12 protein-coding genes are annotated in these 13,677 nt (G+C 67.5%); 9 read left to right on the forward strand and 3 right to left on the reverse strand.

Annotated features, from left to right (window positions below):
• Positions 1-204: 204 nt before the first annotated feature.
• From rpsU to rpoD, 3 genes are all read left to right on the forward strand, one after another.
• Positions 205-420, forward strand: coding sequence for a 30S ribosomal protein S21 (gene rpsU / locus ACGTNG_RS11160; RefSeq protein WP_013333229.1), 216 nt, complete (start codon positions 205-207; stop codon positions 418-420).
• Between the two features lie 128 nt (positions 421-548).
• A complete protein-coding gene (gene dnaG, locus ACGTNG_RS11165; protein WP_394577077.1) occupies positions 549-2,375 on the forward strand; it encodes a DNA primase in 1,827 nt (608 codons plus the stop codon).
• A 243-nt stretch (positions 2,376-2,618) separates the two neighbouring features.
• Positions 2,619-4,463: an RNA polymerase sigma factor RpoD gene (rpoD, locus tag ACGTNG_RS11170; protein WP_394577078.1), complete on the forward strand. Its 1,845-nt coding sequence runs from the start codon at positions 2,619-2,621 to the stop codon at positions 4,461-4,463.
• 141 nt (positions 4,464-4,604) lie between these two features.
• On the opposite strand, the gene ACGTNG_RS11175 is transcribed toward rpoD, so the two are convergent.
• Positions 4,605-5,258: a hypothetical protein gene (locus ACGTNG_RS11175; protein WP_394577079.1), complete on the reverse strand. Its 654-nt coding sequence runs from the start codon at positions 5,256-5,258 to the stop codon at positions 4,605-4,607.
• Between the two features lie 97 nt (positions 5,259-5,355).
• On the reverse strand, positions 5,356-6,285 hold the full coding sequence (locus tag ACGTNG_RS11180) for a LysR substrate-binding domain-containing protein (protein WP_394577080.1): 930 nt from the start codon (positions 6,283-6,285) through the stop codon (positions 5,356-5,358).
• 211 nt (positions 6,286-6,496) lie between these two features.
• Here ACGTNG_RS11180 and ACGTNG_RS11185 point away from each other — a divergent pair, with 211 nt between their 5' ends.
• From ACGTNG_RS11185 to ACGTNG_RS11210, 6 genes are all read left to right on the forward strand, one after another.
• Positions 6,497-7,876 (forward strand): L-serine ammonia-lyase, encoded by a 1,380-nt coding sequence (locus tag ACGTNG_RS11185; protein ID WP_394577081.1) that lies wholly within the window; start codon positions 6,497-6,499, stop codon positions 7,874-7,876.
• Between the two features lie 363 nt (positions 7,877-8,239).
• Positions 8,240-9,016 (forward strand): ABC transporter ATP-binding protein, encoded by a 777-nt coding sequence (locus tag ACGTNG_RS11190; protein ID WP_394577082.1) that lies wholly within the window; start codon positions 8,240-8,242, stop codon positions 9,014-9,016.
• On the forward strand, positions 9,013-9,759 hold the full coding sequence (locus ACGTNG_RS11195) for an ABC transporter ATP-binding protein (protein WP_394577083.1): 747 nt from the start codon (positions 9,013-9,015) through the stop codon (positions 9,757-9,759). The genes ACGTNG_RS11190 and ACGTNG_RS11195 overlap by 4 nt, the downstream gene beginning before the upstream one ends.
• Before the next feature lie 86 nt (positions 9,760-9,845).
• Positions 9,846-11,066, forward strand: a complete 1,221-nt coding sequence (locus ACGTNG_RS11200) for an ABC transporter substrate-binding protein (protein WP_394577084.1) — start codon at positions 9,846-9,848, stop codon at positions 11,064-11,066.
• Between the two features lie 57 nt (positions 11,067-11,123).
• Positions 11,124-12,011, forward strand: a complete 888-nt coding sequence (locus ACGTNG_RS11205) for a branched-chain amino acid ABC transporter permease (protein ID WP_394577085.1) — start codon at positions 11,124-11,126, stop codon at positions 12,009-12,011.
• Between the two features lie 4 nt (positions 12,012-12,015).
• Entirely contained in the window at positions 12,016-12,999 is a 984-nt protein-coding gene (locus tag ACGTNG_RS11210) for a branched-chain amino acid ABC transporter permease (protein ID WP_394577086.1), read from the forward strand.
• A gap of 78 nt (positions 13,000-13,077) precedes the next feature.
• On the opposite strand, the gene gfa is transcribed toward ACGTNG_RS11210, so the two are convergent.
• Positions 13,078-13,647: an S-(hydroxymethyl)glutathione synthase gene (gfa, locus tag ACGTNG_RS11215; RefSeq protein WP_394577087.1), complete on the reverse strand. Its 570-nt coding sequence runs from the start codon at positions 13,645-13,647 to the stop codon at positions 13,078-13,080.
• Positions 13,648-13,677: the final 30 nt, after the last annotated feature.

The following is a 13,677-nucleotide window of genomic DNA, read 5'->3' on the forward strand; positions in this document are numbered from 1 at the left end:
GGAAACGATTTGCACGAGCCCGGTCGGGCGACTAGAATGTTGTCCGCTGCAAGACTGGGTCGTGCACCCAGGGGCCATTCCCCGCGTATTCACGCATCGTTCCGGTTCGCCTGGCGATCTCGGAGCGTGTTTCGTGGTGGTGACGGACCCCGCCGGGTGTGCGTACAAACCGAACTCAAGTTACCCAAGGTAGGTGAGTGCTTAATGCCTTCTGTCAAAGTACGTGATAACGAGCCGTTTGACGTCGCGCTGCGTCGCTTCAAGCGTTCCTGTGAAAAGGCCGGTGTCCTCTCGGAAGTGCGTCGTCGCGAGCAGTACGAGAAGCCGACCGCAGAGCGCAAGCGTAAGGCGGCCGCGGCCGTCAAGCGCCATGCCAAGAAGCTTCAGCGTGAGCGCAAGCGTTTCGAACGGCTCTATTGATCCGTACTGGAGTCGGTGAGGGCATCCGGCCCATGCCGTCTCAAGAGGGACGCCAAGCGGCCGCCTAACGGTGGCCGCTTGTTTTTGTCGCCTCCCGTTCGCTTTCCCGCTCCTCGCAGGTGGCCCGCATGTCCGGTCAGATCCCCCAGCGTTTCCTCGATGATCTCCTGGCCCGCGTCGACGTGGTCGAGGTGGTCGGTGAGCGCGTGAAGCTGAAGAAGGCCGGTCGCAACCACTCCGGGCTCTGTCCCTTCCACCAGGAGAAGTCGCCGTCGTTCACCGTCAGCGCCGACAAGCAGTTCTATCACTGCTTCGGCTGTGGCGCCCACGGCAACGCCCTGCGCTTCCTGATGGAGTACGACAAGCTGCGCTTCCCCGAGGCCGTGGAGCAGCTGGCCGGCCGGCTCGGCTTGGAGGTGCCCCGCGAGGGCGCCGACGATCCGCGGGCCCAGGCCCGCGAGCGCAAGCGCAAGGAGGGGGTCAATCTGCTGGAGCTGTCGGCCAGCTACTTCCGCGAACGGCTGAAGATGCCGGAGGGCGACAGCGCCCGTCGCTACCTGGCCGATCGCGGGCTGTCGCCGGAGGTCCAGCAGACCTTCGGCATCGGCTGCGCGCCGGCCGGCTGGGAGGGGCTCAAGCGCCACCTTTCCGAGCGCGGCATCGCCGAGTCGGTGCAGATCGAGTACGGCCTGCTGGTGCATCACGAGGACAGCGGGCGCACCTACGACCGCTTCCGCGACCGGGTGATGTTCCCGATCCGCGATATCCGCGGGCGCACCATCGCCTTCGGCGGCCGCGTGCTGGGCGATGCCAAGCCCAAGTACCTCAACTCCCCCGAGACGCCGGTGTTCCACAAGGGGCGCGAGCTCTACGGCCTCTATGAGGCGCGCCAGGCCGATTCGCGGCTCGAGCGGGTGGTGATCGTCGAGGGCTACATGGACGTGGTGGCGCTGGCCCAGTTCGGGATCCGCAATGCCGTGGCGACGCTCGGCACCTCGACCAGCGAGGAGCACCTGAGTCGGCTGTTCCGCATGGTCGGCGAGGTGGTGTTCTGCTTCGACGGTGATCGCGCCGGCCGCCAGGCCGCGACCCGGGCGCTGGAGACGGTGCTGCCGCAGATGATCGACGGTCGCCAGGCGCGCTTCATGTTCCTTCCCGAGGGAGAGGACCCGGACACCCTGGTGCGCCGCGAGGGGCCGGAGGCCTTCGAGGATCGCATCACCTGCGCCAGTCCGCTGTCGGAGTTCCTCTTCGATCACGCGGCCGAGGGGCGCGACCTGGGTACGATCGAGGCGCGGGAGCGCTTCGCCAGCCAGGTGCTCGCGGCCATCGGCAAGCTGCCGGAGGGGGTGCTGAAGTCGTTGCTGCTGGGAGAGCTCTCGCGGCGCACCGGCGTCGACCAGTCGCGCTTCGAGGCGCTGGTCGTGCCCGCTGATGCGCCGCCGTCAGAGGAGCCGCCCCTGGTGCCTGAGGCCGAGTGGCGCCCCGAGGACGAGGGGCACGAGGCGCGCCCGGCGCCCAACAAGGGGCGGCAGGCGCTCGGCCTGATGGGGCGCGTCCTGCAGCTGCTGGTGCACGAGCCGCGGCTGGTGGAGCGCCTGCCCGAGGAGGCCGACTGGTACCCCGAGGCGGACCCGGAGGCGCGGCTGTGTCGTGAGGTCGAGCGGCTCTTGCGGGCGGGGCGCTACCGCAGCGCCCAGGTGCTGCTGGCCCACTTCCACGGCACCCCCGAGGGGGAGCGGCTGGCCGCGCTGGCGCGCCGCGAGCTGCTGATTCCGCCCGGGGCGCGAGCCGCCGAGCTGGACGGGCTGGTCGAGCATTTCCAGCGCCATCGGCTGCGCTCGTCGCGGCAGGAGGAAGTCGACGCCTTGCTGTCCAAGCAGCAGAGGGGCGAGCGGCTCTCCCAGGAGGATCGGCAGCGACTGATGACGCTGCTCGCCGACCCGACCGGGTGAAGCGGCGCGGGGTCTCGAGTATGCCCACGTGGCAGCGGGGGTTGAATTTTCTGCCACCATCACCACATACGAGGGAGCTGCCTGTGGAAGGCGCAACCTCACAACCTAACACACCTGAATGACCGCGCAAATACACCGAACTGGCAGGAAGGCGGCCTTACCCGCTATACTGTCCGGCTTATCGAGTTTTCACCGCCTCAGTACTTCAGGTGCTTCATTCTTCTTCGTCGAGATAGGGTTTCTATGGCTGGAAATGCGCAGCAGCAGTCACGTCTGAAGGAGTTGATCGCGCGCGGCAAGGAACAGGGCTTCCTGACCTATGCCGAGGTCAACGACCACCTTCCCGAGGATATCGCCGACCCGGATCAGGTGGAAGATATCATCGGCATGATCAACGACATGGGCATCAGCGTCGTCGAGGAAGCCCCCGATGAAGATACCCTGATGATGTCGGATCACTCCACCGACGAGTCGGCCGCCGAAGAGGCCGTCGCCGCGCTCGCCGCGGTGGAGAGCGACGTGGGTCGCACCACGGACCCCGTGCGCATGTACATGCGCGAGATGGGTACCGTCGAGCTCCTGACCCGCGAGGGCGAGATCGAGATCGCCAAGCGGATCGAGGAGGGCACCCGCGAGGTGATGTCGGCGCTGGCCTACCTGCCCGGCGCGGTCGACTCCATTCTCGACGCCTACGATGCCACTCAGGACGAGGAGGCGCCCGGCCGCCTCTCCGATCTGTTCTCCGGCTTCATCGACCCCGACGAGGGGATCCCTGGCGTCGCGGAAGCGGAAGTGCCCGAGGAGGAGCCCCGCGACGAGTCCGAGAGCGATGCCGAGGACGACGACGATGCCGAGGCGGAGGAAGAGAGCGTCGGCGGTCCTGATCCCGAGGAGGCGCGGGCCCGCTTCGAGCAGATTCGCGAGCAGAACGCCGCGGCCCAGGCCGCCATCGAGGCCCAGGGTCGCGCCTCGAAGCCCGCCCAGGAAGAGCTCGCCCGCCTGGCGCAGCTGTTCTCGCCGATCAAGCTGGTGCCCAAGCACTTCGAGCGCCTGGTCGGCCAGGTGCGCATCAGCGTCGAGCAGGTGCGGGCCCAGGAAAAGGCCATCATGCAGCTCTGCGTGAAGAAGGCCAAGGTGCCGCGCAAGACCTTCATCAAGGCCTTCCCGGGCAGCGAGTCGCGTCTCGAGTGGCTCGACGAGTTCAGCGCCGCCAACCCGAAGTATGCGGCGCGCCTGGAGCCGCTGCGCGGCGATATCCAGCGCTCCCAGCGCAAGATCGCCTTCGAGGAAGAGATGATCCAGCTGGCGGTGACCGAGATCAAGGAGGTCAATCGTCGGCTCTCCATCGGCGAGGCCAAGGCGCGCCGGGCCAAGAAGGAGATGGTCGAGGCCAACCTGCGCCTGGTGATCTCCATCGCCAAGAAGTACACCAACCGCGGCCTGCAGTTCCTGGACCTGATCCAGGAGGGCAACATCGGCCTGATGAAGGCCGTCGACAAGTTCGAATACCGTCGCGGCTACAAGTTCTCGACCTATGCCACCTGGTGGATCCGCCAGGCGATCACCCGCTCGATCGCCGACCAGGCCCGCACCATCCGTATCCCGGTGCACATGATCGAGACCATCAACAAGCTCAACCGCGTGTCGCGGCAGATGCTGCAGGAGATGGGGCGCGAGCCGACGCCCGAGGAGCTCGGCGAGCGTCTCGAGATGCCCGAGGACAAGGTCCGCAAGGTGCTCAAGATCGCCAAGGAGCCGATCTCCATGGAGACGCCCATCGGTGACGATGACGACTCCCACCTGGGCGACTTCATCGAGGACGGCACCATCCTGCTGCCCATCGACTCGGCGACCGGCGAGGGGCTGATCGAGGCCACCCGCAACGTGCTCGGCGGCCTCACCGCCCGCGAGGCCAAGGTGCTGCGGATGCGTTTCGGCATCGACATGAACACCGACCACACCCTCGAGGAGGTCGGCAAGCAGTTCGACGTCACCCGCGAGCGGATCCGCCAGATCGAGGCCAAGGCGCTGCGCAAGCTGCGTCACCCGTCGCGCTCGGAGCCGCTGCGCTCCTTCCTCGACGAGTAAGCCGCCGGCGACCGCCCGAACGACGACGCCCGCAGCCACCGGCTGCGGGCGTCGTCGTGTGTGGGTCTCTTGTCGGGAGGGTGGCGAGGCGCTGGCCTGCCTAGAGGAAAGCGGCCGGAGCGCGCCGGCCCCGGGCTCGCCTCAGTCGGCCTTGAGGTGGCGCCAGCGGCGCACCAGCAGCACCAGCTCGATCATGGCGAAGAACAGCAGGGTATAGCCGAACAGCTCGGTGACCTCCTCGGCGGCGTCCTTGAAGGTGCGCAGGTAGGCGTCGCCGAGGATCGCCTGCCACATCTCGCTGCGCCCGAAGAGCCGCGAGTAGACGTAGGTGGTCAGGAAGCCCGCGGCGAACAGGCCGAACGAGAAGCTGTTGGCGTAGCGCGCGAACTCGCGGGCGAAGGCGTGGCGGCCGCGGATCACCGCGAACAGGATCGGCAGCACCAGCAGCGCGACCAGGGTCTGCCAGGCGCCGTCGAACACCCAGGCATCCAGCCAGGCATCCTGCTCGCGAATCAGCGAGGCCAGCGGCAGGGCCAGCAGCAGCAGGGAGACGTGGGTCAGCCGAGGGCTTATCAGGCGCACGTAGAGCGCCAGGCCGGCGCTGGCGGCGAGCAGCAACGACTGGGCGGGCTCGACGAAGCCACGCTCGGAGAATCGCTGGCCCTCGAGCCCCAGCGCCTCGAGCATCACGCCCTGCATCAGCAGGCCGATCAGGGCGATATAGAGCAGGGCGCGCAGGCAGGTGGCGCGAAAGTCGATGGGCGTGGGCACTTCGGGGGGGAGATGGCGTGGCATGGGCGTCTCGGGGCGAATCACATTCATTGGTGAATGTATATGATACTAGGGTCGCCCGCGGCTGCCTATCGATTACGAAGCATCTATTACGTCGCGTCTATTCCGCCCCGTCCGGCGAGCGCCGGGCCTCCTCGACGAGCCAGTCGTGCACCGCGGCGACCCGGCGATCGTCGAGCGCCCCCGGGGCATGGACGATGCCGTAGTGCATGCCGGTCGGCACGCGCTGGGCGAAGGGCGCGATCAACTCGCCGCTGCCGAGCTCTCCTCGGATCAGGGTCTGGCGGGCGATGGCGACGCCCATGCCGGAGATAGCCGCCGCCATGGTCAGGTGGTGGCGGTTGAAGGTATAGCCCCGGCGCAGGTTGAGCGGCGGCGCCGCGATGGCCTCGAGGTAGCGCTCCCACTCGGCGTGCTCGTGACTGCCCCGCCAGGCCGTGACGTCATGCAGCAGCGGGTACCAGGCCAGGTCGGCGGGGTGGCGCAGGGGCGGGCGTCCCCGCAGCAGGGCGGGGGCGCAGACCGGGAAGATCCGCTCCTCCATCAGCGGCGTGATGGCAAGCCCCGGGGCGTGGCCGTCGTTGAGGTCCAGCGCCAGATCGAAGTCGCCGTCGCGCAGCGAGACGCTGCTGTCCTCGGCGGTGACGTGCAGCTCGATATCGGGCAGGCGCGCCTGGAGCCGCGGCAGGCGGGGCATCAGCCACTTGTGCAGGAAGGAGGGCACCGAGCGCAGCCGGATCACCCCGCTCATCACGCCGCTGCGTAGCCGCCGCACCTCGAGCCCCACCGCCTGATAGGCCTCGTCGACCACCGCCGCCAGGCGTCGCCCCTCCTCGGTCAGCTCCAGTCGGCGCGGCCGGCGGAGAAACAGCTTGAACCCCAGCCGCTGCTCGAGCTGCTTGATCTGCTGGCTGACGGCGCCGGTGGTCACGTGCAGCTCCTCGGCCGCCCGCGTGAAGGAGAGGTGGCGAGCGCTGACGGCGAAGACCTTCAGCCCGGCGTGAGTCTGGGCGTTGAGATGCGGGTTCATGGTTTAGTCATTCTATACCGTGGGCCAGATATTCTCGATTGTCGGTCCCTCACTTCGCCGCCATGATGAGGCCAACTATCGGCAGGCGTCGAGTGGCTTTAGTTTAACTGTCTGATGAACGATCAGGCGGCCGCAAGCCCTGAAAGCCGAAACGCCGAAACGCCGGAGCTCCGGAACGCCGGAACGCCCGGCCCAGACACGAGGCATCATCATGGCAATCAGCGTCTTCGACCTGTTCAAGATCGGCATCGGTCCGTCCAGCTCCCATACCGTCGGCCCCATGCAGGCCGCCTACGACTTCGTGCAGGCGCTCAAGCGCCAGGAGCTGCTCGAGCGCGTGGCGCGCATCGAGGTGCACCTGCACGGCTCGCTCTCCGCCACCGGCAAGGGGCACGGCACCGACCGCGCCATCATCATGGGCCTGATGGGCGAGCGGCCCCAGCACATCGATCCGGCGATCGTCTCGCCATGCATCGAGGAGCTGCTCGAGTCCCAGGCCCTGATGCTCGACGGCCGCCTGGCGATCCCCTTCCACTGGACCCGGGACCTCGAGTGGCACGACGAGAGCCTGCCCTACCACCCCAACGCCATGACGCTGGTGGCCCACGGTCACTCCGAGGAGCTCTATCGCAACGTCTTCTACTCGGTGGGCGGCGGCTTCGTGATCGACGAGGCGCAGGCCGCCAGCGGCGAGCTGGATACCGACACCACGGCACTGCCGTATGACTTCAACAGCGCCGGCGAGCTGTTGGCGCTGTGCCGGATGCACGGCCTGCGCATCAGCGAACTGATGATGGAGAACGAGAAGGCCTGGCGCAGCGAGGCCGAGATCCGTGCCGAGCTGTGGCGCATCTGGGAGGCCATGCAGGCCTGCGTTCAGCTAGGCTTCGAGGGCCAGGGCGTGCTGCCCGGCGGGCTCAACGTCCGGCGCCGTGCCGCGGCCCTGCATCGCCGCCTGGAGGAGATGGAGAGCAACACCAACCTGATCTCCACCACCTTCTCGGCGATGGACTGGGTCAACGTCTTCGCCCTGGCGGTCAACGAGGAGAACGCCGCCGGCGGGCGCATGGTCACCGCGCCGACCAACGGCGCGGCGGGCATCATCCCGGCGGTGCTGCACTACTACATGAAGTTCCAGGACGGCGCCGACGAGCGCTGTGTGGTGGACTTCCTGTTGACGGCGGCGGCGGTGGGCATCCTGTGCAAGAAGAACGCGTCCATCTCCGGCGCCGAGGTGGGCTGCCAGGGCGAGGTCGGCTCGGCCTGCGCCATGGCGGCGGCGGGGCTGACCGAGGTGCTGGGCGGCTCCCCGGCCCAGGTGGAGAACGCCGCCGAGATCGGCCTGGAGCACAACCTGGGCCTGACCTGTGACCCGGTGGGCGGGCTGGTGCAGGTGCCCTGCATCGAGCGCAACGCCATCGCTTCGGTGAAGGCCATCAACGCCACCCAGATGGCGCTGCGCGGCGACGGCGAGCACTTCATCTCGCTGGACAAGGCGATCCGCACCATGCGCGACACCGGCGCCGACATGCAGGAGAAGTACAAGGAGACCTCCAAGGGCGGTCTCGCGGTCAACGCCATCGAGTGCTGACGACGCCTCGACACGCGACGATGTCGTGAGCGGTGCGGCCCCGCGGGCCGCCGAGCGAATCAGGCGCGATGCCCCGCAGGGGGCGTCGCGCCTTTTTTGTGGCACATGTTCGTCCTGCATAGTTTGCAAGCTATTGATAGCGCGGGCGTCTACACCATTGGTCGAGTTCCGGCGTTCTCCTGTTGCCCCGCCGCCCTCGCTCCTCTAGCTTACGTTAACGTAAAGTGCAGAGAGTTCTCCGGGGTCGCGTGATACGGCATCACGGGCCCTCGATGCCGGCACCGCCACAACAACGATAACGGCCGACAACAACGACAACAGCATCTACGGCGGATCGCGCCAGCGATCCAGAGAGGACCCACCATGACCCAGGAGTTCATACTGGAAACTCGCGGGTTGACCAAGGAGTTTCGCGGCTTCACCGCCGTGGACGACGTCAATCTGCGGGTCCAGGAAGGGCATATCCACGCCCTGATCGGCCCCAACGGGGCCGGCAAGACCACCGTCTTCAACCTGCTCACCAAGTTCCTGCCGCCCACCCGCGGCGAGATCCTCTATCGCGGCAAGCCGATCACCAACATGCGGGCCAACGAGATCGCCCGGCTCGGCCTGGTGCGCTCCTTCCAGATCTCGGCAGTGTTCGCCCACATGACCGCCATGGAGAACGTGCGCGTGGCGCTGCAGCGCCGCCTCGGCACCTCCTTTCACTTCTGGAAGTCCGAGAAGAGCCTCGAGCACCTGAACGAGCGGGCCATCGAGCTGCTCGACGAGGTCGGCCTCAAGGAGTACGCCGACGTGCTCACCGTGGAGATGCCCTACGGCCGCAAGCGGGCGCTGGAGGTGGCGACCACCCTGGCGCTGGATCCCACCCTGATGCTGCTCGACGAGCCGACCCAGGGCATGGGCGCCGAGGACGTCGATCGCATCGTCGAGCTGATCCGGCGCGTCTCGAAGGGCCGCACCGTGCTGATGGTGGAGCACAACCTCAGCGTGGTCAGCCGCCTGTGCGACCGCATCACCGTGCTGGCCCGCGGCAGCGTGCTGGCCGAGGGCGACTACGACGCCGTCTCCCGTGACCCGCAGGTGCGGGAAGCCTACATGGGCAGCGATGCCGAGACACAAGAGGAGGCCAGCGCATGAGCCAGGCAGCACAGACGCTCGGCGAGTACCAGGATCGTGACGGCGCCGAGATGCTGCGCATCGGCGACCTGCATGCCTTCTACGGCGAGTCGCACATCCTGCACGGCGTCGACTTCGACGTGAAGCGCGGGGAGCTCGTGACCCTGCTGGGGCGCAACGGCGCCGGGCGCAGCACCACCCTCAAGGCGATCATGAACATGGTTGGCCAGCGCACCGGGTCCATCGTCATCAACGGCACCGAGACCCTCGACATGAAGCCGCACCGCATCCCGCGGCTCGGCGTGGGCTACTGCCCGGAGGAGCGCGGCATCTTCTCGAGCCTCGACGTCGAGGAGAACCTGCTGCTGCCGCCCACGGTGCGCAGCGGCGGGATGGGGATCGACGAGATCTACGCCATGTTCCCCAACCTCTACGAGCGGCGTCGCAGCCAGGGCACCCGGCTCTCCGGCGGCGAGCAGCAGATGCTGGCCATGGCCCGCATCCTGCGCACCGGCGCCCGGCTGCTGCTGCTCGACGAGATCACCGAGGGGCTGGCACCGGTCATCGTCCAGGCGCTGGGCGAGGTGCTGATCAAGCTCAAGGAGCGCGGCATGACCATCGTGCTGGTGGAGCAGAACTTCCGCTTCGCCGCGCCCCTGGCCGACCGCCACTTCGTGATGGAGCACGGCCGCATCATCGAGGAGATCAGCGCCGCCGAACTGCCCGCCCGGCGCGAGCACCTCAACACCCTGCTGGGGGTCTGACGGCGTTGCCGTCCGGCCCTCGGTTTCTGCACCGCAAGCATCCGCATCGACAACAACAAACGGCCCATCGGGCCACGGAGATGATCATGACCTTCAATCGGAAGACGCTCGCCACCAGCATCGCCCTCGCCGCCGCCACCCTGGTTACCGGCGCCGCCCAGGCCCAGATGAGCGACGATGCCGTGCGCATCGGCTATCTTGCCGACATGTCCGGCACCTATCGCGACCTGGCCGGTCCCGGCGGCCTCGAGGCGCTGAAGATGGCCGTCGAGGACATCGGCGGCGAGGTCAACGGCGTGCCCATCGAGGTGTTCAGCGCCGACGACCGCAACAGCGCCGACGTGGGCGCCAACACCGTGCGCGGCTGGGTCGACCAGGAGAACGTCGACCTGGTCGCCGGCATGGTCGCCTCCTCGGTCTCCATCGCCGTGAGCAAGGTGCTGGAGGAGGCGGGGGGACTCGCGATCATCTCCGGCTCCGCGGCCTCGAGCATCACCAACGAGCACTGCACGCCGAACCACCTCCACTGGGTCTACGATACCTATCCGCTGGCCAACGGCACCGCCAAGGCCGTCGTCGATCAGGGCGGCGAGACCTGGTTCATGCTCACCGCCGACTACGCCTTCGGCCATGCCCTGGAGGCCGACGTGACCAAGGTAGTGGAAGAGAACGGCGGCGAGATCGTCGGCGGCGTGCGCCATCCCTTCCCGACCAGCGACTTCTCCTCCTATATCCTCCAGGCCCAGGGCTCGGGCGCAGATATCGTCGGCCTGGCCAACGCCGGCTCCGATACCGTCAACGCCATCAAGACCGCCAGCCAGTTCGGGCTGACCCAGACCGGCCAGCAGCTCGCCGGCCTGCTGATCTTCCTCAACGACGTCCACGCCATGGGCCTCGAGGCGACCCAGGGCCTGCTGCTCACCACCGGCTGGTACTGGGACATGGACGAGGCGTCCCGCGAGTGGGCCGAGCGCTACTTCGAGCGCGTGGGTCGCATGCCGACCATGGTCCAGGCCGGCGTCTACTCCAGCACCATGCACTACCTCAACGCCGTGGAGGCCGCCGGCACCGACGAGGCCCAGGCGGTTCGCGCCCAGATGGCCGAGACGCCCGTCGAGGACTTCTTCGCCCGCAACGGTCGCATCCGCGAGGATGGCCGCATGGTCCACGACATGTACCTCGCCGAGGTGAAGTCGCCGGAAGAGTCCACCGGCGAGTGGGACCTCTACGAGATCAAGAGCACCATCCCCGCCGAGGAGGCCTACCGCCCGCTCGCCGAGAGCCAGTGCAAGCTGGTGCAGAACTGAGCGAGTCGAGGCAGGGCGGCGGCCGTGGCCGCCGCCCTCTGACGGGAGGAGCGTGACATGACGATGATATTCGGGGTGCCGTTGGCGGTGTTCATGGGCCAGCTGATGCTGGGCCTGATCAACGGTGCCTTCTATGCCCTGCTGAGCCTGGGGCTGGCGGTGATCTTCGGGCTGTTGAAGATCATCAACTTCGCCCACGGGGCTCAGTACATGCTGGGTGCCTTCGCGGCGATGCTCGCCCTGGAGTACCTGGGCATCAACTACTGGGCCGCGCTGCTGCTGGTGCCGCTGGTGGTGGGGGTCCTGGGGGTGGTGATCGAGCGGCTGGTGCTGCGGCGCATCGCTCACCTCGACCACCTCTACGGGCTCCTGCTCACCTACGGCCTGGCGCTGATCTTCGAGGGCACCCTGATCAACATCTTCGGGGTGTCGGGGTCGAGCTATCCCACCCCCGAGGCGCTGCAGGGCGGCCTGAACCTGGGCTTCATGTTCCTGCCGACCTATCGCGCCTGGGTGCTGGTGGCGGCGCTGGTAGTCAGCGGCGGCACCTGGTTCATCATCGAGCGCACGCGCCTCGGGGCCTACCTGCGGGCCGGCACCGAGAACCCGGCGCTGATGCAGGCCTTCGGCGTGAACGTGCCGCAACTGATCACCCTGACCTACGGCTTCGGCGTGGCGCTGGCCGCCTTCGCCGGCGTGCTGGCGGCCCCGCTCTATCCGGTCTCGCCGACCATGGGCTCGAGCCTTTTGATCGTGGTCTTCGCGGTGGTGGTGATCGGCGGCATGGGGTCGATTCTCGGCGCCATCATCACCGGCCTCGCCATGGGGCTGATCGAGGGCCTCACCAAGGTCTACTACCCCGAGGCGGCCAACACCGTGATCTTCCTGGTGATGATCCTGGTGCTGCTGCTGCGTCCCTCGGGTCTCTTCGGTAAGGAGGCATGACGTGATGGCCACGACTCAACACCTGACCCCCGCCATGCAGCGCCAACGCAGCGCGCGGATGCGCCGCAACATGCTCTACCTGGTGCTGCTGGGGCTGGCGCTGCTGGCGCCGCTCGCCATCTACCCGGTGTTCCTGATGAAGGTGCTGTGCTTCGCACTCTTCGCCTGCGCCTTCAACCTGCTGCTGGGCTTTGCCGGGCTGCTCTCCTTCGGCCATGCGGCCTTCCTGGCCACCGGCGGCTACTTCACCGGGATCATGCTCTCGAGCTACCCGGGCCTGACGCCGGAGGCGGGCATCCTGATCGGCACCCTGGCGGCGGTGGTGCTGGGCACTTTCTTCGGGGTGCTGTCGATCCGCCGCCAGGGCATCTACTTCGCCATGGTGACCCTGGCGCTGGCGCAGATGGTGTACTTCTTCTTCATCCAGGCGCCCTTCACCGGGGGCGAGGACGGCCTGCACGGCGTGCCACGCGGCGAGCTGTTCGGGCTGATCAGCCTCTCCGACAACCTGCCGATGTACTACTTCGTGCTGACGATCTTCGTGATCGGCTTCGCGATCATCCAGCGCACCGTGCACTCGCCGTTCGGGCAGGTGCTCAAGGCGATTCGCGAGAACGAGCCCCGGGCGGTGTCGCTGGGCTACAACGTGGATGCCTACAAGCTGGTGGCCTTCGTCATCTCCGCGGGCCTGGCCGGTCTCGCCGGTTCCACCAAGACGGTGGTTTTCCAGCTGGCCTCGCTGACCGATGCCCACTGGCACATGTCCGGCGAGGTGATCCTGATGACCCTGCTGGGCGGGGTGGGCACCCTGTTCGGCCCGGTGGTGGGGGCGGGCCTGGTGGTCAGCCTGCAGACCCAGCTCGCGCAGTCGCCGCTCGGCAACTGGGTGAGCGTGATCCTCGGCGCGATCTTCGTGATCTGCGTGCTGAGCTTTCGCAGCGGCATCGTCGGCGAGATCGGCAAGCTGGTGCGCAAGAACTTCAAGTAGGACGTCACGGCAGGAACGCCATCGGGCGCCCCACGGGGCGCCCGATGGCGTTCTGACTGGCGCCCGGGGCGGCGGGCGTCACAGGACGCCCTTGGCCTTGGCCGTATGGGTGGCGATGGCATCCATCAGCGGTGGCGACAGGCAGTCGTAGGGTTCCAGGCCCAACGCCTTGAGCCGGCCGCGGACCCTGTCCATGTCGTCCGGGTTGGCGCCCGACTCGATGATCGAGGAGACGAAGGCGGCGAACTCCGGCGCCGCCCAACCCGTGTCGTCGGAGAGTTCCGTGTGGATGAAGTCCAGGCCGTGGAAGGGGTGGGCGGTATTCTCGATGCGGCCGAACATGTGAACCCCGCACTCCTTGCAGGCATGACGCTGGATGGCGGCCGAGGTGTCGACGACTTCCAGCTTGTCCTCGTTGGCGGTCACGCTGAGGTGGTCGCGGGGTATCACGGCGACCATCGAGAACAGGGCCCCCTCGGGTTTCCAGCATCGGGTGCAGCCGCACACATGATTGTGGGCGCACTGCGCCGTGACGGTCACCTCGACGGGGTTGTCGCTACAGTGGCAATGCAGGGTGCCGCCGTTGAAGCCGTCGCTCCCGGCACGCACACCGCTATCCACGGCGGGATGGATGTTGATCTCGCTCATCGTCTTCACTCCGGTGGGGCAGTGGCTGCT

Source organism: Halomonas sp. B23F22_3 (assembly GCF_043496965.1).
Lineage (GTDB): Bacteria > Pseudomonadota > Gammaproteobacteria > Pseudomonadales > Halomonadaceae > Halomonas.